Raw genomic sequence first — 19,365 nt, forward strand, 5'->3', positions numbered from 1 at the left:
GTCCACCACCGGGCCGGCCTCGGCGAGCGTGCGCTGCTCGCGGACGGTCGGCGGATCGTTCCGGGCGGAGCGCCAGGTGAGACCGGCGAGCAGCACCGCCCAGGCCACGGTCGCCACGATCAGCCAGCGCGGCCACCGGGGGCCGGGGGCCGGCGGCCGGGGACCTGCGGGCGGGAAATACCCCGTCTGGACAGCACCGCTCACCGGGTCATGGTGTCACGCGTGGTGTACCGCCTCGCCGGGGCGCCCGTCGGCGCCCTCCGGCGGCGTGCTCAGCCGGTAGCCCACCCCACGGACCGTCTGCACCTGCGGGCCGCCGGGCAACGCCCGCAGCTTGCGCCGCAACCGCTTCACCGCCGAGTGCAGGATCGCCGTGTCACCGAGGTACGCGCCGCCCCAGACGGAGGCGAAGAGCCGCTCGTAGCTCCAGAGCGCGAGCGGCGGGCTCATCAGCCGGGCCAGCAGCTCCCGCTCGGTACGCGTCAGACCCAACGGCACGCCCCGCCAGGTGACCAGGTGCCCGGCCCGGTCCACCACGAGGTCGCCCCAGTTCGTCGGTCGGCCGTTCGACTCGTCGGGCAGCGCGGCGGGCTCGGCCAGCGGAGCCGGGAACATCGCGCGCAACTGCGCGAGGTCACTACAGATCACCACCGGTCCCACGCCGTCCAACCGCTGCATGACCCGTTGTCGCACCGAGGCGTCGGAGCTGACGCAGACCAGGATCGGTATCTCCTCAACGGACACGTTGCCTCCCCCGAGAGCACCGTGCTGACCTGCGACTTTCCATTAATCGCCAACGATAGTCACCGATGGAGCCCCCGCCTGAAGACTAACGGTCAGCAACCCGCCCCGTCACTGACCGAGTACTGACCGACGCCGTCCATTGATCACCGACTGCCGGGGCAAGAGCATGACTCTCAGCGGGCGGGCGCTCACCATCAGCCACCCACATCGCCCCGTCCGCTCCGCGACGTCGTAAGCCGACGCGCGGGTTGTCCGGGCCCCGAACGGATCGGGACCGACGACGTGGGGGAGGAACCTTGTTCACACGACCATCCGCACGGTCATCACGGTGGCGGGCGGTGACGTTGCTGGCCGCCGCCGTACTCGCCGTCACCGCCCAGCCCGCCGTCGCCGCACCGGCCCCACAGCCGACGGCACACCGGGCCGCCGTCGACCAGGGCCTGATCGACCGGTTCGACACCGCGTCGACCGCGACATTCCTGGTGTACCTGCGCGAGACCGCCACACTGGCCGACGCCGCCCGGCTGCGTGACGCCGACCGCCGGGCGGACGAGGTGCACCGGCTGCTGACCGGCACCGCCAGCCGTACCCAACACGACCTGCGGGCGATGCTCGACGAGCGCAAGGTGCCGCACACCGCGTACTGGATCGCCAACGCGATCCGGGTCGAGGGCGACAAGGCGCTGCTGGACGAGATCGCCCGGCGGCCCGAGGTGGCCCGGATCTCCCCCAGCCGCAGCTACCCGCTGGTCCGGCCGACCCCCACCGACACCACCCGGGCCCGCACCACGGCCGTCGAGTGGGGCCTGACCAACATCGGCGCGCCCCGGGTCTGGGACGAGTTCGGCGACCGTGGCGAGGGCGTCGTGGTCGCCAACATCGACAGCGGCGTGCGCTACGACCACCCCGCGCTGGTCGGCTCCTACCGGGGCAACCTCGGCGACGGCTTCGACCACGCGTACAACTGGTTCGACCCGACCGGCGTCTGCGCGGGCACCGCGCCCTGCGACAACAACGACCACGGCACGCACACCATGGGCACCATGGTCGGCGACGACGGCGCCGGCAACCAGATCGGCGTGGCCCCGGGAGCCCGGTGGATCGCCGCCAAGGGCTGCGGCACGAACAGCTGCGCGGACGCCTCGTTGCTCGCCGCCGGGCAGTGGGTGCTCGCGCCGACCGACGCCGCCGGGCAGAACCCCCGACCGGACCTGCGCCCCGACATCGTCAACAACTCCTGGGGCGGCGACGGGGGCGACCCGTGGTACCAGCAGACCGTCGCGGCCTGGCGGGCCGCCGGCATGTTCCCGGTCTTCTCCTCCGGTAACGACGGACCGGCCTGCGGCAGCGCCGGCTCTCCCGGCGACAACGCCGACTCGTACGCGGTCGGCGCGTACGACGTGAACAACGCCATCGCCGACTTCTCCGGCCGGGGCTTCGGCACCGACCTGATCAAGCCGAACATCGCCGCACCCGGCAGCAACGTGCGGTCCAGCGTCCGCAACGGCGGGTACGCCTCGTTCAGCGGCACCTCGATGGCCGCCCCGCACGTGGCCGGGACGATCGCGCTGGTCTGGGCGGCGGCACCGAGCCTGCGCGGCGACGTGGCCGGCACCGAGGAACTGCTCGACCGCACCGCCCGGGACGTCGACGCCACCACCTGCGGCGGCACCCCGGCCGACAACAACGTCTTCGGCGAGGGACGTCTGGACGCGTACGCGGCGGTGCGGGACGCCCCGCGCGGCCCGGTGGGCCGGGTCAGCGGCATGGTCACCGACGCGGCCGACGACGACCCGGTGGCCGGAGCCACGGTGACCGACGGCACCCGCAGCGCCACCACCGGCACCGACGGCCGGTACGCGTTGAACGTGCCGGCCGGCGAGACCCGCCTGACCGTCAGCGCCTACGGCTACGCCGGTCAGTCGGCGACCGTCACGGTGGCCGAGGGCGGGGCCGTCACCCGGAACTTCGCGCTGGCGGCCACCCCGACGGTCACGGTCAGCGGCAAGGTCACCGACGGTTCCGGACACGGCTGGCCGCTGTACGCGAAGGTCGAGGTGGCCGGACGGCCCGGCGGGCCGGTCTTCACCGACCCGGTCACCGGTCGCTACTCGTTCACCGCACCGGGCGACACCACGTACCGGCTCACCGTCACGGCCCGCTACCCGGGCTACCGCACGGTGACCCGGGAGGTGCCGGTCGGCGGCGCGGCCACCACGGTCGACGTGGCCGTTCCGGTCGATGCCGGGTGCACCGCCGCCGGTTACACCGGACGGTTCGGGACCCCGCTGCTGACCCAGAGCTTCGACGGCACCGGCACCCCGGCCGGCTGGCGGGTCGACAACCGCACCGCCTCCGGTGGCTGGACCTTCACCGACGCCCGGTCGCGCGGCAACCTGACCGGTGGTGCCGGCGGGTTCGCCATCGTCGACAGTGACGCCCTCGGCAGTGGCAACAGCCAGGACACCGACCTGGTCACCCCGCCGCTGGACTTCTCCGGCACCGCCGCACCGGTGCTGCGTTTCCGCAGCGACTGGCGGGCCGTCGGGATCTCCGACACCGCGGACGTCGACGTCTCCGTCGACTCCGGCGCCACCTGGACCACCGTCTGGCACCAGACCACCAGCCGGCGTGGCCCCCGCGTCGAGGAGGTGGCACTGACCCCGGCCGCGAACGCCGCCTCGGCCCTGGTCCGCTTCCGGTTCAAGGGCACCTTCGCCTGGTGGTGGCAGGTGGACGACGTGGAGGTGGTCAACCGCGAGTGCACGCCGGTGCCCGGTGGTCTGGTGGTGGGCACCACCACCGACCGCAACACCGGGGCACCCGTGGACGGGGTGACCGTGGTCAGCGACGACCGGCCGCAGGACCGGGCCGTGTCGGCGGCGACCCCGGAGGACACCGCCGAGCCGGACGGCTTCTACTGGCTCTTCTCCGGTCTGACCGGCGCCCACCCGTTCACCGCCAGTCGTCCGCCGTACCAACCGGCCACCAAGCAGGTCACGGTCGAGGCCGACCGGGTCAAGCGGGCCGACTTCGCCCTCGGCGCCGGGCGGCTCACGGTCAGCCCCGCGTCCGTCGTGGCGCACCAGCCCTACAACAGCACCCGGACCACCAAGCTGACCGTCCGCAACACCGGCAGCGCGCCGGCCGCCGTCGAGCTGCTGGAACGCACCGGCGCGTTCGAGCTGCTCCGCCAGTCCGGCGCACCGCTGCGGGAACAGAAGATGAAGGGCATCAGCAAGGCCCACACCGGAGTCGCGTACGGCGGGGCGGCACCCGAGGTGCGTACCACGGCCGACGACGCGTGGAGCCCGATCGCCAAGCTGCCGGCCGCGATCTACGACAACGCCGCCGCGTGGCTGGGCGGGAAGATCTACTCCGTCGGTGGTGGCGGTGACACCGGCACCGAGCGGCGGGCCTGGGCGTACGACCCGGGTGCCGACGCCTGGACCGCCCTGCCGGACCTGCCGGTGGCGCGCTCCAAGCCGGTCGCGGCAGCGGTCAACGGCAAGCTGTACGTGTTCGGGGGCTGGGGCGCGGACGACCGTCCGGTGGCCACCGTCGACGTCTTCGACCCGGTCGCCGGCACCTGGAGCACCGTGCCGGGGGCGACGAACCCGGCACCGACCGCAGCGGCCGGTGGGGCGGTGGTCGACGGGAAGGTCTACCTGGTGGGCGGCTGTGCCGACGCCACCTGCACGGACTCCGACCGACTGGTGGTCTTCGACCCGGCGGCCGGCACGTTCGGCACCCGGGCGGCCTACCCGCACCCGGTGTCCTGGCTGGCCTGCGGTGGGCTCGGCGAGACGGTGCACTGCGCCGGTGGCACCGGCAGCACCGAGTACACCGACGCCTACCGGTACGACCCGACGGCCGACGCGTGGAGCCCGCTGCCGAGCATGCCGACCGAGCTGTGGGGCTCCCAGTACGCGGCAGCCGGCGGGATGCTCGTGCTGGCCGGTGGCGTGACGGCCGGTTCGACGGCGGTCAGCAACCGCACCATCGCCTACGACCCCGCCACCGGGGCCTGGCGTGACCTGCCCAACGCCCAGTTCGGCCGGTACCGGGGCGCCGCCGCCTGCGGCGCGTACAAGATCGGTGGTTCGCCCAGTTCCTTCGTGGGCTCGGCGGACAGCGAGCTGCTCGGTGGTCTGGAGCAGTGCGCCGCCGCAGCGGACGTGCCCTGGCTGTCCAGCTCGCCGGCGACCTTCACGCTGGCACCGGGCGCGTCCCGGACGGTGACGGTGACGCTCACCGCGACGGCGGCGGCCGGACTGCAACAGCCGGGACGGTACGACGCCGAACTGGTGGTCGCCTCGGACACCCCGTACCCGGTGACGCCGGTGTCGGTGGAGATGAACGTCTCGCCGCCGTCGAGCTGGGGCAAGGTCCAGGGCACCGTCACCGGCACCACCTGCGGTGGGGTGACGGTGACGGTGGCGGCGACCGTCCGGGTGAACCTGATCTCGGCCGGCACCGGCACGACGTTGACCTCCGGCGCCGACGGCACGTACGCCTGGTGGCTGCCGAAGGGCCGGTACGAGGTGATCGTGGCCAAGGACGGCTGGGTGCCGCAGGTCAAGCGGCACCAGATCGAGGCGGGCATCGTCGGCTCCCTCGACTTCGCCCTTGATCCGGCATCCACCTGCACCAGAGCGACCGGTATCTGACGCACTACCCCTGGTGGCCGCCGGTTCGTCACGAACCGGCGGCCATCGCCGCCCTGTCCGCCCGGAATACAGGTCAGGGCTTGCGAAGCCAGGTGCTCGGATCGGTCACGACAACACCCTTGCCCTGCCGCCTGTCGATCACTTCGAGCGCCTCAAGGCGAGCAGAAGCGCGGGGAACCCGGGCGGTTGAGAACCGGGCGAAGGCAGCCGAGTCAATGCCAGCCGGACGCATGAACGCCGGACCAATGGCGGCAGGGCGCATGAACGCCGGACGAATGGCGGCAGGAGGCATGACCGCCGGACGAATGACCGGCGGGCGCATCGCGGTCGGGCGGACGAAACCGGACTGCGGCATGACGCCTGATCCGTTCTCGCCGTCAGCTCGAAAGGACCCGACCCGACAGGGTGCGCACCCGCCACCCACCGCCGCCGTCCACCCACCGCCGCCGTCCAGCCACCGGGCGGCGTCCAGCCCTGTCGCGCGTCCGTCCACCCGACTGTTTCTCCTGGTCATCGGCGTTTCCGACCGACCGGAGGGCCATCCGGCCGTCGGCCGAACGGACGAAAGCGATCACCGCTCTTGGCGACCGACGGTCCGTCACTTAGCGTTAGCAGCACGCCTCAACGCGAGCGGCGTTCACATCCCCTCCCGCCTGCGGATTGGCTGTCATGCTGGAAGTCCTCCTGGCCTCGACCATCACTGTGAGTGCCGTCGCGCTGCTGCTGATCGTCGGGTCTTTCGGCTACGGCTTCGTCCGCCCCGAGGTGGCCTACCGGCCGCGTCACGCGCTCCGGTCGCCGCGCTACGGCCCGGTACGCCCGGACCAGGTGGCCGTCCTGATCGCCTGCCGTAACGGCGCCGCGACCATCGCCGAGACGGTACGCGCGGCACGCGCCACCGGCAGCGACGTGTACCTCGTCTCCGACGCCTCGACCGACGACACCGCTCACCTCGCCGAGTCCGTCGGCGCCCGGGTGCTGGCCCTGGCCCGCAACGTCGGCAAGCCGGCCGCCCTGCACGCCGGATACGTCGAGTTCGGTCTCGGTACGCACTACCGCGCGGTCGCCATCCTCGACGACGACGTGGTGGTCGCGCCGGACTTCGTCACCGCCGCCCTGGCCGAGCTGACCGAGGAGGTCGGCATCGCGGTGGGCCACAACGTCACGTGGTGGCCGCCGGAACGGCGGTGGAACCCGTGGCTGGCCAAGCGCGCCTACAGCTACTGGATGTATCAGGCGGTGATCCGCCGGATCCAGAGCCACTTCAACGTCATGAACTGCATCTCCGGCTCGAACTCGGTGTACCGCACCGAACTGCTGGACGCCGTGCTGCCGCAGCAGCCGCCCTACATCGTCGACGACACGTACTGGGTGCTGGAGACGCACCGGCGCCACCTCGGCCGGGTCGTGTACGCGCCGCGCGCACTGGCACACCTCCAGGACCCGACCACGCTGCCCGACTGGTACCGGCAGAACCTGCGCTGGATGTGGGGCACCTTCCAGGGCGTCATCGGGCACCGGGTGGGTCGGCACACGAGCCGCTTCGACTTCGCGTACCTGCTGCTGATGCTGCACTGGGTGCTCTATGTGGCCGGCGCCCCGATGACCCTCTGGCTGCTCGCCACCGCCGGTCCGGGGCTGTTGGCCGGGCTGGGGCTCATGCTGGCCGGGCAGAGCCTCTGGGTCGGGCTGGCCGCCTGGCGGCTCCGGCGCCCCCGCCTACCGCTGTTCCTCCCCGTGATCGTCTTCGCCGACCTGCTGTACCGGGTGATCCTGGTGCACGCCCTGGTGAAGGCGATCCGACAGCCGACGGTCGACCGGTGCGTCTGGGATTCCCCGGCGCGCATGGCGGTCGGCGTGAAGGGCTGAGGGAGGTGACAACATGTCCGCGAACCAGGATCTCCCGCTGACCGGCGCCTCCACCGCCACCGTCGGCCTGCTCGGCAGCATCCTGCTGGGGCTCGGCGCCCTGCTGGTGACCGCCGCCAAGTGGGGCGCCAAGGCCCGCCGCAAGGTCGGCTGACGTACCGCGTCGCGGAAGGGCGCAGACGGCTCGTGGCCCGGGTCCCCCGGTGGATATGGGGGACGCGGGCCACGAGGCCGATCAGAGCGTGGGTCAGTCGGTGACCGTGACGGTCACCTCGTTGACGCCCCGTCCGGCGGTGACGGCGGTGTCGCCGTTGCCGTGCCGGGACAGCGCCCGCAGGGTCCAGTTGCCGGGAGCGGCGAAGAACCGGAACTGACCGGCCGGAGAGGTCACCACCTCGGCGGTGAACTCGCCGGTCGAGTCGAGCAGCCGGACGTAGGCACCCGGCACCGGCTCACCCTCGGTGGAGCGGACGAGGCCGGTGATGACCGTCTCCTTCTCCAGGTCGATGCTGGCCGGCAACGGCGCGGCCTGATCCGGTGCGGCGCAACCGGCGGCGGTCGGTGCGGTCATCTCAGGCCTCCCCGGGCTCGTCGCCGAGCGCCACCGGCACGCCGACCAGCGAGCCGTACTCGGTCCAGGATCCGTCGTAGTTCTTCACGTTGCGGTGGCCGAGCAGCTCCTGGAGCACGAACCAGGTGTGCGAGGAGCGCTCGCCGATCCGGCAGTACGCGATGGTCTCCTTGCCGTCGTCCAGCCCGGCCTCGCCGTAGATCTTGCGCAGCTCGTCGTCGGACTTGAAGGTGCCGTCCTCGTTGGCCGCCTTCGACCACGGCACGCTGATCGCGGTGGGGATGTGGCCACCCCGCTGGGCCTGCTCCTGCGGCAGGTGGGCGGGGGCGAGCAGGCGACCGGCGAACTCGTCGGGGCTGCGCACGTCGACCAGGTTCTTGGTGCCGATCGCGGCGACGACCTCGTCGCGGAAGGCCCGGATGCTGTTGTCCGGCTCCTGCGCGACGTACTGGGTCGCCGAGCGGGTCACCTCGTCCCGGACCAGCGGACGGCCGTCCAGCTCCCACTTCTTGCGACCGCCGTCGAGCAGCTTGACGTCGCCGTGGCCGTAGAGCTTGAAGTACCAGTACGCGTACGCGGCGAACCAGTTGTTGTTGCCGCCGTACAGGACGACGATGTCGTCGTTGCCGACGCCACGCTCGGAGAGCAGCGCCTCGAACTGGGTCTTGTTGACGAAGTCCCGGCGGACCGGGTCCTGCAGGTCGGTCTTCCAGTCGAGCTTGATCGCACCGGCGATGTGACCGGTGTGGTAGGCCGAGGTGTCCTCGTCGACCTCGACGAAGACGACGCCCGGGGCGTCGAGGTTCTTCTCGGCCCACTCGGCCGAGACGAGTGCGGTGTCGCGACTCATCAGATCACTCCCTGGTGAGGATGGATGGTGAGCCAGCGCGCGGAATTCGCTGTGATGAAGGAGTCGCACCACGCGCGGGACCCATAGCTAGGAACGGATCACGGGATTCGTGCGACGGCGCCGCTGCCGGGCGTCCGGTGGGGTGCACCGGGATCAGGTACGCGTACCCCAAGTGCCGAAGGCCGCTAGGCGGCCCGAAACAGCCCCGCCGTCAGATGACGGGGCGACACAGGCAGGTGGCCACGCGGCACAGGTCGACCGCGCGCCGTTTGGTGAGGAGCGTCCCCATGACCAGGGAGCCTATCAGCGATCTCACGAATCTCCACCGGCCCGACCAGCATCCGGGACGTGGGCGCCGGGATCAGCCGACCGAGTTGATCGGCACGTCCCGTGCGTCCGCCGTCACCGTCAGCCCCTCCGGCCTCGGCACGACCTCCCGGACGGTGAGCTGGAACGGCAGCTCCGGCAGGGGTACGTCGACCGAGATGCTGCGGGCGAAATTGTTCAGCAGGGTGCGGGCGATCGGCAGGCTGGGCAGGCCCTCGGCGTCCAGGTCGTCGAAGCGGAGCGCGATCTGCCCCTGCTCACCGACGACGATCTCGGCGGTGCCGGTGACCGTGAGGCGCTGGCCGAGCACGTCCAACGGGGCGGTCACCGAGAGCTTGCCGTCCTGCTCGCCGAGGGTCAGCCCCTCCCGGTCGAGCAACGCGGCGAGACTCTGGTAGTCGATGGTGCCGGTCCCGTTGACCGTCTCGGCCACCACGTCGCCCTGGCCGGTACGCAGCGTGTCCAGGCTGGCGCGGACGTTGCGGGCGTCCACGTCCAGGCTGGGCAGCGCGACCGCGTCGCCCTGCACCGAGCCCTGCACGTCCCGCAGCCGGATGGTGACCCGCTCGTAGCGGCCGTCGAGCACCTGGGTGAGGAAGGGGAACCCGCCCAGCTCGACCTCGGGCGGGGAGGACTGCGCACCCTGCTGGGCCACCTGCTGGCGGACCTCGTCGGCGATGGTGCGTTCGGCCACGTTGGCCGCGACCCGGTCGGCGATCGCGAGCAGACCGACGAGTACGACCAGCAGGACGACGAAGCCGATCAGTACCTTGCGCCCCCGTCGCCGCGGGCGCCGTCCATAGGTCTGCTCGTGCTCCACACCTTCTCCTTGTCCTGTCGCACGTCGATCCCGGCCGAATCGCCGGTACGCCCGGCGGCGCACCGGTGTTACCCGATGTCCGGATTCCTCAACCGCCCGCCGCAGCGGCCGGCTACAACACCAGTCGGCACATCAGGTACGCGGCCGGGGCGGCCATCGCGAAGCCGGCGAGCGGCCCCTGCACGTGCCGCGCCGCCCACGCGTCGGGCAGCTCGCCCGCCATCAGTCGACCGGCCTCGGCGTATCCGGAGGCCAGGTCGGCCAGCACGGCGACGACTGCGGTGACCAGGGCGATGATCGCGGCCCGGGTCGGGGTGAACGGGGTGACCAGATAGCCGCCGAGCAACGCGCTCCCGAGCGTACCCACCATCGCGCCACCGACCACCCCGGCGGCCCCTCGCGGCACCTGGGGGGCGAGCCGGGGCCAGGCCGCGACGGCGTCGGTCAGCCGGGCCACGGTGAGCGCGACCGCGCTCGCCGCGAGGCAGACCACGATCGCCTGGGTGCCGGCGGGAACCCGGGTGAGCACGATGAGCGTGGCGAAGGCGACCGGGCCGAGCACGATGGTCGCGGTGGTCCGCACCGAGTCGGTCACCCGTAGCCGGTCCACCCGCCGGACCAACTGGCCGAGCACCGCCACGAGCACCCCACCGGCCGCGACGTAGAACAGCGGCAGGATGCGGGGTTCGGCCGTCCGGATGGCCACGGTGTCGGCCACGGCGGCGGCCAGTACGCCGGCACCGATCACCACCGCGGCGGCGGGCGGCCGGTTCACCACCGTCCAGACCAGCACGAACAGCACCTGCACGAGGAACACCACGATGGCGAAGGGCACCCGGTCGCCGGGTCCGGAGGTCTGCGCGCCGATGATCAGACCGATGCCGAGCAGCGCGGCGAACCCGCCGACGGCGAGGGAGAGCTTGGTGGGGACCTCGACCGGTGGCTCGTCGTACTCGTCCTCCTCCTCGTCGAGCGCGTCGTCGGCACGCCGGGGCGAGCCGCCGCGCCTGAGGCGTCGCGGGCCCCGGGAGCGGCCCCGCTCCTCGGTATCCACGGCCGGACCGGTACGCGGTGCCGAGCCGTCCCCGGGGGGCACGTCGTCCACCCACTGTTCGCGGTCGGCCTCGGGCGAGTTGGAGGGAAACACGCACCGATCGTGCCAGACCAGATGCACAACTCGGGTGCCACGGTTTCCACGACGTTAAAACCTTGGCCGCGATCATGGGCAGAAGGGGCAAACCGGAAACCATTACGCGGTCCAAGCAGGGCCATCGGCTACTCTCAAGCCGAAACCCGCCCGTCAGCGACGCCGGGACCCACGGAAGTTCCCAGCGCCCACTCGTCCTGAGTGCCGCTGGTCGCGTGCGGCCACACCGGCCGCCGGGACGGAGGTGATCGTGGAGATCCTGCTGCTGGTGACCGCACGGGCAGGCGAACCATCCGCTGTGCTGCCCGCACTCGACCTGCTGCCGCACTCGGTGCGCACCGCACCACGCGACGTCCGCACCCTGGTCGCCGGTCCGAGCCCGGACGCCGTGCTCGTCGACGCCCGCTCCGAACTCAGCGAGGCCCGGGCGACCTGCCGCATGCTGCACGCCACCGGGCTGGGCGTACCGCTGGTCGCGGTCGTCACCGAGGCCGGCCTGATCGCGCTCAACGCCGACTGGGGCGTGGACGACGTCATCCTCGCCTCCGCCGGTCCGGCCGAGGTGGAGGCCCGGCTGCGGCTCGCGGTCGGCCGGTTGAGCAACGCCACGGCCGGTGCCGGCGGCTCGATCCGGGCCGGCGAGCTGATGATCGACCCCGACACGTACGCCGCCAAGCTCAAGGGCCGCCCGCTCGACCTCACCTACAAGGAGTTCGAGCTGCTGAAGTTCCTGGCCCAGCACCCGGGCCGGGTGTTCACCCGCGACCAGTTGCTGCGCGAGGTCTGGGGCTACGACTACTTCGGCGGCACCCGGACGGTGGACGTGCACGTGCGTCGGCTGCGGGCCAAGCTCGGCTCCGAGTACGAGTCGATGATCGGCACCGTGCGCCAGGTGGGCTACAAGTTCGTCGTACCGTCGAACCGGGCGCTGGCCGAGGCCACCGAGCACGCGTCCCTGGCGTTGCACCCTCTCACCGTCGAGGGCTAATTCCCCCATATGCCCCTTTTGGGCAACTCGTCAGCCTTATGGTGACTGCCGAGTTGACCAGCAAAAGGGGCTGCGGTGGGCACGTATTACGGGAGCTCGGCACGACGGCCGGTGAGTACGACACAGGCGGTCGGCATCATCGTGCTCGTGGTGTCCGCGGTGCTCGGCTCGACGTACCTGCTCGGGCGCAACCTGCTGCCCCAGGAGCCGCGCGACAACTCCGCGGTCACCGCGACCGGTGCCGAGCATCCCGAGTACGCCGACCAGGTCCCGCCCTCGGCGGACGCCCCCGCACCCACCGGCACGCCCGGCGCCGTCCCGCCCAGCGGCGTCCCGCACGACCCGGACCAGGGCGAGGCCCAGGACCCCAACTTCGGTCCGATGGGCACCCGGGTCACCACCGGCACCGGCACCGTCGCCCTCACCTTCGACGACGGGCCGAACCCGGACTACACCCCGCAGGTGCTCGCCCTGCTGCGGGAGCACCGGGTCACCGCGACCTTCTGCCTGGTGGGCCAGAACGCCCAGGCGTACCCGTGGCTCGTCCAGCAGATCGTGGCCGACGGCCACACGCTGTGCAACCACAGCTGGGAACACGACGTGACGCTGGGCGCGCGGTCACCGGAACGGATCCGGAACGACCTGCTGCGCACCAGCGAGGCGATCCGCGCCGCCGTGCCGGACGCCCCGATCGCCTGGTACCGCCAGCCCGGCGGCGCCTGGACGTACTCGCTGATCGCCACCGCCCGGGAACTCGGCATGACGCCGCTGCACTGGACGCTGGACACCTCCGACTGGCAGCGGCCCGGCGCGAACCGGATCGCCGCGTCGGTGCTCGACGGGGTGCAACCCGGCTCGATCGTGCTGCTGCACGACGCCGGAGGCGACCGACAGGGCACAGTGGACGCCTTGTACCGCATCCTGCCCGAACTGCGTGGCCGACTCGACGTCCAGGCGCTACCGCGTCACGGATTCTGACCGGCGCCGGCCCGCCCACCGCCGCGATGTCGCCGGTGACCCGGATACGGTGACGGGATGAGCGGCACTCGATCGACCGGCGACCAGGTCCACCGCACCGAACGGCTCGGGCCCACGGAGATCGCCGAGGTGCTGGCGCTGGCCCGTACGGCGGGCGACACCGACGGCGCGGACCCGTTGGACGAACACGTCCTGCTCCGGCTGCGCGACGAGCGGGCACCCGCGATCCACCTGCTGACCCGCGCCGACGACGACACCCTCACCGGGTACGCCCACCTGGACACCGGCGACCCGGCCGACGGGATCGGCGCGGAACTCGTGGTGCACCCCGCGTACCGCCGACGCGGCATCGGTCGGGCGCTGGCCCGCGAGATGGTCGTCGCCGCCACCGGGCCACTGCGCGCCTGGGCCCACGGCGACCACCCGTCGGCCGCCGCGCTCGCGGTGGACCTCGGTTTCCGCCGTGCCCGGGTGCTCTGGCAACTGCGTCGACCGCTGACCGCACCACTGGACCCGCCGCGCCTGCCCGACGGGGTGGAACTGCGCGCGTTCCGACCGGGTCAGGACGACGACGCCTGGCTGGCCCTGAACGCCCGCGCCTTCGCCGACCATCCCGAGCAGGGCCGCTGGACCGCTGACGACCTGCGCGTACGCCTCGACGAGCCGTGGTTCGACCCGGCCGGTTTCCTGCTCGCCGTCGAATCGTCGACCGGGCGGCTGCTCGGCTTCCACTGGACGAAGGTGCACGCGCGGGAAGGGTCGGCGCGCATCGGCGAGGTCTACGTACTCGGGGTCGAGCCCACCGCGCACGGCGGCGGGCTCGGTCGGGCGCTGACCACGGCCGGGCTGGCGTACCTGCGGGAGCAGCGCGGGCTGGACCGGGTGATGCTCTACGTGGACGAGTCCAACACCGGCGCGGTGGCGCTCTACGAGCGGACCGGGTTCGCCCGCTGGTCCGCCCACGTCAACTACCACCTCGGCTGAGGTGGGTCAGCGCGTCGGCGGGGTATCCAGATAGAAGCGGGGATCGGCCTCGTCGGAGAGGTCCAGGACCGGCGTGATCGGGCTGCCCGCGTCCCGGGCCGCCGCCGCCCGCGCCACCGCCGCCAGGTCGGCACAGGCGGCCACCTCGGCGAGGGTGACCTGGGTCGGCGGCAGCATCGTCAACTCACCGGCCGCCGCGCGCTCGCAGGCGTCGCCGGGCCTGATCCACAGGGCGTGGTCGGCCTCGCCGGAGACCTCCCGGGTCCGCTGCCCCTCGGGCAGCAACGCGACGAAGAAGTACGTGTCGAAGCGGCGCGGCTCGAAGTCCGGGGTCACCCACCGGCTCCACGGCAGCAGCAGATCGGACCGGAGCGTCAGGTCCCGCGCGGCAAGCAACTCGGCGAAGCCGGTCCGGCGCTGCTCCAGGTCGACCCGGGCGGCCTCCCAGCCGTCGTCGCTGACGTCGCCGACCACCCGTTCCGCGTCCGGACCGGCGAGCAGCACCCCGGCCTCCTCGAACACCTCCCGGGCCGCCGCGCAGACCACCGCCTGCGCGGCCTGCGGCGGCACGCCGAGGCGTACGCCCCAGTCGGCCGGTTCGGGCCCCGCCCAGTCGAGGTGCGCGGTCGAGTCCGAGGGGTCGACCCCGCCGCCGGGGAAGGCGTACATGCCGCCGAAGGCCATCGCCGCGACCCGGCGGATCAGGTAGACCTCGAAACCCTCGTCGGCGGGACGAAGCAGCAGCACGGTGGCGGCCGTCCGGGGCACCGTGGGAACCCCGCCCGACGCCTGGAACCGGCGGGCGTGCTCCACCAGTGCGGGCGGCGCGGGATAACCACGGTCCAGGGTCATACGCCGAGCTTAGAGCGATGTCCCGGCCGGTGGATCAGCGGTGCCGCCCGGAGGTGATCTTCGGTAGCGTCACGCCATGACTCGTTGGGGCATCCTGGCCACCGGCCACATCGCCGCCCGCTTCGCCGAAGACCTCCGCCTGGTGCCGGGCGCGGAACTGGTCGCGGTCGGCTCACGGACCACCGCCAGCGCCGAGCGCTTCGCCGAGCAGCACGGCGCGACGCGGGCGTACGGCACCTGGGACGATCTGGTCGCCGACCCCGAGGTGGACGTGATCTACGTCGCCACCCCGCACGCCGCCCACCACGAGGCGGCCCGCACCTGCCTGGTGGCCGGCAAGCCGGCGCTGGTGGAGAAGCCGTTCACGCTCGACCTGGCCACCAGCACCGAGCTGGTGGAGATCGCGCGCGCGGGCAACGTCTTCCTGATGGAGGCCATGTGGATGCGGTGCAACCCGCTCATCCTGCGTGCCTGTGAGCTGATCGCCGAGGGGGCGATCGGCACCGTCACCGGCGTACGGGCCGATTTCGGCGTGGCCGGGCCGTTCCCGCCCGAGCACCGGATGCGGGCCCGGGCATTGGGTGGGGGTGCCCTGCTCGACCTGGGCGTCTACCCGGTGAGCCTGGCCCACCTGATCCTCGGTGTGCCGCAGCACCTTCGGTCGTGGGCGAAGCTGGGGCCGGAGGGCACGGACGAGAACACCGGCATCGTGCTCGGGTACGACTCCGGTGCCGTCGCCACGCTGAGCTGCGGCATGGTCGGGGCGACCGGGCTGACCGCCTCGATCGTCGGCACGACCGGGCGGATCGAGCTGCCCGATCCGTTCTTCCGGCCGGACGGCTTCACCCTGCACCGGGCGGACGAGCCGGCCGAGACGATCACCGCCGAGCTGGTCGGCAACGGCTACCAGTACGAGGCGATCGAGGTGCAGCGCTGCCTGACCGAGGGGCTGACCGAGAGCCCGTTGGTGCCGCACTCGGCGACCCTGGAGATCATGACCCTGCTGGACGACGTCCGCGCCCAGATCGGCGTCTCCTACCTCTGAGCGATGTTAGGAAGGGTCCCCTGCTATACGCGAGGCGTTAGCAGGGGACCCTTCCTTTCATCTCAGCTGAACAGGGGGCGGACGACGAAGTACATCAGCGCGCCGATCGAACCGGCGGCCGGGAACGTCAGGATCCAGGCGCCGACGATGTTGCCGGCCACGCCCCACCGCACGGCGGAGAGCCGCTTGGTCGCCCCGACGCCCATGATCGCCGAGGTGATCGTGTGCGTGGTGGAGATGGGCGCGCCGAGCACCAGCGCGTTGAAGTAGAGCACGCCGCTGGCCACGGTCTCGGCCGCGAAGCCCTCCGGCGGGCGCAGGTCGATGATCTTCCGACCGAGGGTCCGGATGATCCGCCATCCACCGGCGTACGTGCCGGCGGCCAGCACGGCGGCGGAGGTCCAGAACGCCCACTCCGGGATGTAGGTGGCGTCGTCCTGGTAACCACCGACGAAGAGGGCGAGCACCACGATGCCGATGGTCTTGGCGGCGTCCTGCATGCCGTGGCCGACCGACATGGCCGCCGCCGAGGCGGTCTGCGCCCAGCGGAAGCCCCGGTTGAGCTTGCCCGGGTGCCCCTTCCGGAAGATCCACTGCACGGCGATCATCGCGATGTAGCCGAGGATGAAACCGACCATCGGCGAGAGGATCATCGGAATGATCACGCTCTCGCCGATGCCCTTCCAGAGCACGGTGCCCGAGGCCGCGACGGTCGAGCCGACCAGACCACCGATCAGGGCGTGCGAGGAGGACGAGGGAAGTCCGAAGTACCAGGTGATGATGTTCCAGGTGATCGCGCCGATCACACCGGCGAAGACGATACCGAGGCTGGACACACCGGTGGGCAGGTCCACCAGCCCGCTGCCGACGGTCTTGGCGACCTCGGCGCCGAAGTGCGCGCCGATGAAGTTGCCGACCGCCGCCATGGCGAGCGCGACCCGGGGTGTGAGCGCCCGGGTGGAGATGCTGGTCGCGATCGCGTTGGCGGCATCGTGGAAGCCGTTGGTGTAGTCGAACACCAGGGCCACCCCGATCACCGCCAGCACCGCGATGAGCTCGGGACTCACAGGATCAGGACTCCTTGACCGCGATGGTCTCGACGGTGTTCGCCACGTGCTCGAAGGCGTCGCAGGCGGCCTCCAGCTCGTCGGCGACCTCCTTCATCTTCAGCACGGTCAAGGCGTCGTACTCGCCGGAGAAGAGTCGCACCAGCAGCATCCGGTACGCCTGGTCGCCGTCGTTCTCCAGCCGGTTGATCTCGATCCAGTAGTCCTCCAGGTCCTTCATCGACTTCAACCGGGGCATCGCCTCGGCGGTCAACTTGGCCTGCTGGTCGAGGACGTGCACCAGCTCGTGCATCTCCCGGGGCAGCGAGGGCAGCTTGGTCAGCCCGTAGAGGTAGAGCAGGTTGCCGACCGCCTCCAGGTGGTCCATCACGTCGTCCAGCAGCGACCCCAACCGGTAGATGTCCTCCCGGTCGAACGGAGTGACGAAGGTCGAGTTGATCTTCTTGAACAACTCATGTGTGATCTTGTCACTGTCGTGCTCGACCTCGGTGAGCCGCTCACTGACCGACTGCACCTCGACGTCGGGCAGGGCCAGCTCGTTCAGCAGCGCGGTACCCCGGACCAGGTTCTGCGCAGCCCTGGTGAAGAGCTCGTAGAAGGCGCCCTCGTTGGGGCGAAATGAAAACCTCACAGCACGGACCTCGTCGTGTCGGTGGTAGGGGTGCAGCCGCCGTCCGGCGCCCTGCTGAGGGAATGCTAGGGAACCCCCCGAGCGGACCTTCGGCGGCCCACCCCTGGCCAGGTGCCATTCACCGCTCGTTCAACTTCCGTTCACCTTCAGCAGACCCGTTGTCCTCAGCAATCGCTCCCGTTCCCCCGCGATGTCGAAGTCCGCGGGCGGATACCCCAGCGGGAGGGTGTCGAACGTCTCACGCAGCAGGTGCGCCACCGCCCAGTCCCGGTACCACTTCCGGTCCGCCGGCACCGCGTACCAGGGCGCGGCGTCGCTGCCGGCGCGGCCCAGCAGCTCCGCGTACGCGGACTGGTAGTCGTCCCAGCGGGCGCGGGCGTCGATGTCGGAGGGGTGGTACTTCCAGTGCTTCGTCGGATCGTCCAGCCGGGCCAGCAGCCGACGCGCCTGCTCGGTGTGGGAGATGTGCAGGAAGACCTTGACGATCGCCACCCCGTCGTCGGTCAACTCCCGCTCGAAGTCGTCGATCTCGGCGTACCGGGGGCGCCAGACGTTCTCCGGTGCGCGTTCCTGCACCCGGGGCACCAGGATGTCCTCGTAGTGCGAGCGGTTGAACACCCCCAGGTGTCCCGCCGGCGGCAGCGCCTGTCGGATTCGCCACAGGAAATGGTGTCGGAGTTCCTCGGCGGTCGGCGGCCCGAACGCCCGGATGTGCACGCCGAGCGGGTTCATCGCGCCGACCACCCGCTTGACCGTGCCGTCCTTGCCACCGCAGTCCATCGCCTGGAGGACCAGCAGCACCCGCCGCCCCGACCCCGGGTCGGCCTTCGCACCCGCGAACAGCATCTCCTGCTGGCGGGCCAGTCCGGCACCGACGTACCTGACCTGCCGACGGGCCCACCCCTTGCGATCCGGCCCGGTCACCTCCGAGCCGGGCAACCCGGGCGTCGCGCGCGGGTTTGTCGCCCCGAGGTCGACCGGCGCTCCGGGTGGCACCCGGAGCAGGTCGCGTACGGTGCCGCCGATCGGCGCCACCACGTCAGTTCCACCGTCGTCGCCCATCGCAGCATCATCGCGCGCCGACGGTGGTGGCGCGCGGCGACGCCGGAGCCGGTCGGGCTCAGACCACCAGAGCCAACCACTTGCGGTACGAGGAGGCGAACGGCTCGGTGCCGTCACCCAGGGCGCCGAGCAGCCACCGTGCCGCCGCCTCGGCCTCCGCCACCAGGTCGTCGGGGTAGCCGAAGCGGGCCCGGTGCTCGGCGAACTCGTCCTCGTCGCGCAGCTCGACCAGGCCGGTCTCCCGCCGCCGGACCACGTCCAGGTCCAGGTCGATCAGGTGCACCGTGTCCTCGCCGTCCCAGCGGGCCGGGCTGGTGATGTCGCAGTAGACCTCGCTGGTGCGCGGGGGCGGGTTGAACATGCCGGTCCACCAGGCGTGATGCGGCACGAGCAGCACGAACGGGATCTGCTCGACCGACGGGCGGCCGTGGTAGACGGAGCTGGTGCCGGCCGACACGCCGAGCCAGACCCCGAGGTCGTCCTCGGTCAGTCGGCGGGCCGGGTAGTCGCGGTGGGCGCTGCCGTCGTACTTGCGGTAGATCACGCGGACCACGTCGCTCGGCATGAGTCGCACCCTAACCGATTTCGCCCACCCGTCGCCGTCAGGAAGTTACCGGACGACGGGGAGATATGTGCCGCACCGTGACGCCGCAACACGGCCGATCGGTACGGCCCGCGTCAGCCCCGCCGGGTACCGTGCCACGGTGACTCCGCCCCGCGCCGCCACCGGCTCCGCCCGCGCCAAGGCCCGCCGTCGAGG

General features: G+C 71.8%; 19 protein-coding genes and 1 pseudogene. 7 read left to right on the forward strand and 13 right to left on the reverse strand.

Features of this window, described 5'->3' with window-relative positions:
• A pseudogene (locus EYA84_RS09830) lies at nucleotides 1-204 on the reverse strand (hypothetical protein); the annotation flags it as partial.
• A gap of 12 nt (nucleotides 205-216) precedes the next feature.
• Nucleotides 217-744 (reverse strand): winged helix-turn-helix domain-containing protein, encoded by a 528-nt coding sequence (locus EYA84_RS09835; RefSeq protein WP_131052725.1) that lies wholly within the window; start codon nucleotides 742-744, stop codon nucleotides 217-219.
• A gap of 296 nt (nucleotides 745-1,040) precedes the next feature.
• Here EYA84_RS09835 and EYA84_RS09840 point away from each other — a divergent pair, with 296 nt between their 5' ends.
• Nucleotides 1,041-5,414 carry a S8 family serine peptidase gene (locus tag EYA84_RS09840; protein WP_131052726.1) on the forward strand — a complete coding sequence of 1,458 codons (4,374 nt, stop codon included), beginning with the start codon at nucleotides 1,041-1,043 and terminating at the stop codon, nucleotides 5,412-5,414.
• A gap of 73 nt (nucleotides 5,415-5,487) precedes the next feature.
• Here EYA84_RS09840 and EYA84_RS33980 read toward each other — a convergent pair whose 3' ends face one another.
• A complete protein-coding gene (locus EYA84_RS33980; RefSeq protein WP_343232764.1) occupies nucleotides 5,488-5,769 on the reverse strand; it encodes a hypothetical protein in 282 nt (93 codons plus the stop codon).
• A gap of 314 nt (nucleotides 5,770-6,083) precedes the next feature.
• Between EYA84_RS33980 and EYA84_RS09850 the strand changes: the two genes are divergently transcribed.
• The gene (locus EYA84_RS09850; protein WP_236145686.1) at nucleotides 6,084-7,283 is read left to right on the forward strand and encodes a glycosyltransferase; all 1,200 of its coding nucleotides are present in this window, start codon (nucleotides 6,084-6,086) and stop codon (nucleotides 7,281-7,283) included.
• 13 nt (nucleotides 7,284-7,296) lie between these two features.
• The gene (locus EYA84_RS32945; protein WP_162854347.1) at nucleotides 7,297-7,437 is read left to right on the forward strand and encodes a hypothetical protein; all 141 of its coding nucleotides are present in this window, start codon (nucleotides 7,297-7,299) and stop codon (nucleotides 7,435-7,437) included.
• Nucleotides 7,438-7,530: 93 nt separating this feature from the next.
• Here EYA84_RS32945 and EYA84_RS09855 read toward each other — a convergent pair whose 3' ends face one another.
• The 5 genes from EYA84_RS09855 to EYA84_RS09870 all read right to left on the reverse strand — a co-directional run bounded on the left by EYA84_RS09855 (nucleotide 7,531) and on the right by EYA84_RS09870 (nucleotide 10,998).
• Nucleotides 7,531-7,854, reverse strand: a complete 324-nt coding sequence (locus EYA84_RS09855) for a DUF1416 domain-containing protein (protein WP_131052727.1) — start codon at nucleotides 7,852-7,854, stop codon at nucleotides 7,531-7,533.
• 1 nt (nucleotide 7,855) lies between these two features.
• The gene (locus tag EYA84_RS09860) at nucleotides 7,856-8,704 is read right to left on the reverse strand and encodes a sulfurtransferase (RefSeq protein WP_131052728.1); all 849 of its coding nucleotides are present in this window, start codon (nucleotides 8,702-8,704) and stop codon (nucleotides 7,856-7,858) included.
• Nucleotides 8,705-8,915: 211 nt separating this feature from the next.
• Nucleotides 8,916-8,993, reverse strand: coding sequence for an Ms5788A family Cys-rich leader peptide (locus EYA84_RS33985; RefSeq protein ID WP_311202345.1), 78 nt, complete (start codon nucleotides 8,991-8,993; stop codon nucleotides 8,916-8,918).
• A 72-nt stretch (nucleotides 8,994-9,065) separates the two neighbouring features.
• Nucleotides 9,066-9,851 carry a DUF2993 domain-containing protein gene (locus EYA84_RS09865; protein WP_131052729.1) on the reverse strand — a complete coding sequence of 262 codons (786 nt, stop codon included), beginning with the start codon at nucleotides 9,849-9,851 and terminating at the stop codon, nucleotides 9,066-9,068.
• A gap of 112 nt (nucleotides 9,852-9,963) precedes the next feature.
• Nucleotides 9,964-10,998, reverse strand: a complete 1,035-nt coding sequence (locus EYA84_RS09870; protein ID WP_131052730.1) for a hypothetical protein — start codon at nucleotides 10,996-10,998, stop codon at nucleotides 9,964-9,966.
• A 250-nt stretch (nucleotides 10,999-11,248) separates the two neighbouring features.
• On the opposite strand from EYA84_RS09870, the gene EYA84_RS09875 reads away from it, so the two are divergent.
• The 3 genes from EYA84_RS09875 (at nucleotide 11,249) to mshD (ending at nucleotide 13,948) form a co-directional block, all read left to right on the forward strand.
• Nucleotides 11,249-11,986, forward strand: a complete 738-nt coding sequence (locus EYA84_RS09875; protein ID WP_131052731.1) for a response regulator transcription factor — start codon at nucleotides 11,249-11,251, stop codon at nucleotides 11,984-11,986.
• A 111-nt stretch (nucleotides 11,987-12,097) separates the two neighbouring features.
• Nucleotides 12,098-12,964 carry a polysaccharide deacetylase family protein gene (locus EYA84_RS09880; protein ID WP_131052732.1) on the forward strand — a complete coding sequence of 289 codons (867 nt, stop codon included), beginning with the start codon at nucleotides 12,098-12,100 and terminating at the stop codon, nucleotides 12,962-12,964.
• A gap of 57 nt (nucleotides 12,965-13,021) precedes the next feature.
• On the forward strand, nucleotides 13,022-13,948 hold the full coding sequence (gene mshD / locus EYA84_RS09885; RefSeq protein ID WP_131052733.1) for a mycothiol synthase: 927 nt from the start codon (nucleotides 13,022-13,024) through the stop codon (nucleotides 13,946-13,948).
• Between the two features lie 6 nt (nucleotides 13,949-13,954).
• On the opposite strand, the gene EYA84_RS09890 is transcribed toward mshD, so the two are convergent.
• Nucleotides 13,955-14,800, reverse strand: a complete 846-nt coding sequence (locus EYA84_RS09890; RefSeq protein WP_131052734.1) for an NUDIX domain-containing protein — start codon at nucleotides 14,798-14,800, stop codon at nucleotides 13,955-13,957.
• Nucleotides 14,801-14,876: 76 nt separating this feature from the next.
• On the opposite strand from EYA84_RS09890, the gene EYA84_RS09895 reads away from it, so the two are divergent.
• Nucleotides 14,877-15,845, forward strand: a complete 969-nt coding sequence (locus EYA84_RS09895) for a Gfo/Idh/MocA family protein (RefSeq protein WP_131052735.1) — start codon at nucleotides 14,877-14,879, stop codon at nucleotides 15,843-15,845.
• Nucleotides 15,846-15,907: 62 nt separating this feature from the next.
• Here the strand turns inward: EYA84_RS09895 and EYA84_RS09900 are convergent, their stop codons facing one another.
• The 4 genes from EYA84_RS09900 to EYA84_RS09915 all read right to left on the reverse strand — a co-directional run bounded on the left by EYA84_RS09900 (nucleotide 15,908) and on the right by EYA84_RS09915 (nucleotide 19,170).
• Complete coding sequence (locus EYA84_RS09900; RefSeq protein ID WP_131052736.1) at nucleotides 15,908-16,912, reverse strand: inorganic phosphate transporter; 1,005 nt, start codon at nucleotides 16,910-16,912, stop codon at nucleotides 15,908-15,910.
• A 4-nt stretch (nucleotides 16,913-16,916) separates the two neighbouring features.
• Nucleotides 16,917-17,543: a DUF47 domain-containing protein gene (locus EYA84_RS09905; RefSeq protein ID WP_131052737.1), complete on the reverse strand. Its 627-nt coding sequence runs from the start codon at nucleotides 17,541-17,543 to the stop codon at nucleotides 16,917-16,919.
• A 129-nt stretch (nucleotides 17,544-17,672) separates the two neighbouring features.
• Nucleotides 17,673-18,605 (reverse strand): PPK2 family polyphosphate kinase, encoded by a 933-nt coding sequence (locus EYA84_RS09910; protein ID WP_131052738.1) that lies wholly within the window; start codon nucleotides 18,603-18,605, stop codon nucleotides 17,673-17,675.
• 58 nt (nucleotides 18,606-18,663) lie between these two features.
• Nucleotides 18,664-19,170 (reverse strand): DUF402 domain-containing protein, encoded by a 507-nt coding sequence (locus EYA84_RS09915; RefSeq protein WP_131052739.1) that lies wholly within the window; start codon nucleotides 19,168-19,170, stop codon nucleotides 18,664-18,666.
• Nucleotides 19,171-19,365: the final 195 nt, after the last annotated feature.

This window comes from Verrucosispora sp. SN26_14.1 (assembly GCF_004307965.1).
GTDB lineage: Bacteria > Actinomycetota > Actinomycetes > Mycobacteriales > Micromonosporaceae > Micromonospora.

What these genes read in the sequence shown, in the direction of transcription:
- EYA84_RS33980 (WP_343232764.1), bottom strand. Translation starts at nt 5,769, where the DNA reads ATGCCGCAGTCCGGTTTCGTCCGCCCGACCGCGATGCGCCCGCCGGTC.
- EYA84_RS09850 (WP_236145686.1), top strand. Translation starts at nt 6,084, where the DNA reads ATGCTGGAAGTCCTCCTGGCCTCGACCATCACTGTGAGTGCCGTCGCG.
- EYA84_RS32945 (WP_162854347.1), top strand. Translation starts at nt 7,297, where the DNA reads ATGTCCGCGAACCAGGATCTCCCGCTGACCGGCGCCTCCACCGCCACC.
- EYA84_RS09855 (WP_131052727.1), bottom strand. Translation starts at nt 7,854, where the DNA reads ATGACCGCACCGACCGCCGCCGGTTGCGCCGCACCGGATCAGGCCGCG.
- EYA84_RS09860 (WP_131052728.1), bottom strand. Translation starts at nt 8,704, where the DNA reads ATGAGTCGCGACACCGCACTCGTCTCGGCCGAGTGGGCCGAGAAGAAC.
- EYA84_RS33985 (WP_311202345.1), bottom strand. Translation starts at nt 8,993, where the DNA reads ATGGGGACGCTCCTCACCAAACGGCGCGCGGTCGACCTGTGCCGCGTG.
- mshD (WP_131052733.1), top strand. Translation starts at nt 13,022, where the DNA reads ATGAGCGGCACTCGATCGACCGGCGACCAGGTCCACCGCACCGAACGG.
- EYA84_RS09890 (WP_131052734.1), bottom strand. Translation starts at nt 14,800, where the DNA reads ATGACCCTGGACCGTGGTTATCCCGCGCCGCCCGCACTGGTGGAGCAC.
- EYA84_RS09895 (WP_131052735.1), top strand. Translation starts at nt 14,877, where the DNA reads ATGACTCGTTGGGGCATCCTGGCCACCGGCCACATCGCCGCCCGCTTC.
- EYA84_RS09910 (WP_131052738.1), bottom strand. Translation starts at nt 18,605, where the DNA reads ATGGGCGACGACGGTGGAACTGACGTGGTGGCGCCGATCGGCGGCACC.
- EYA84_RS09915 (WP_131052739.1), bottom strand. Translation starts at nt 19,170, where the DNA reads ATGCCGAGCGACGTGGTCCGCGTGATCTACCGCAAGTACGACGGCAGC.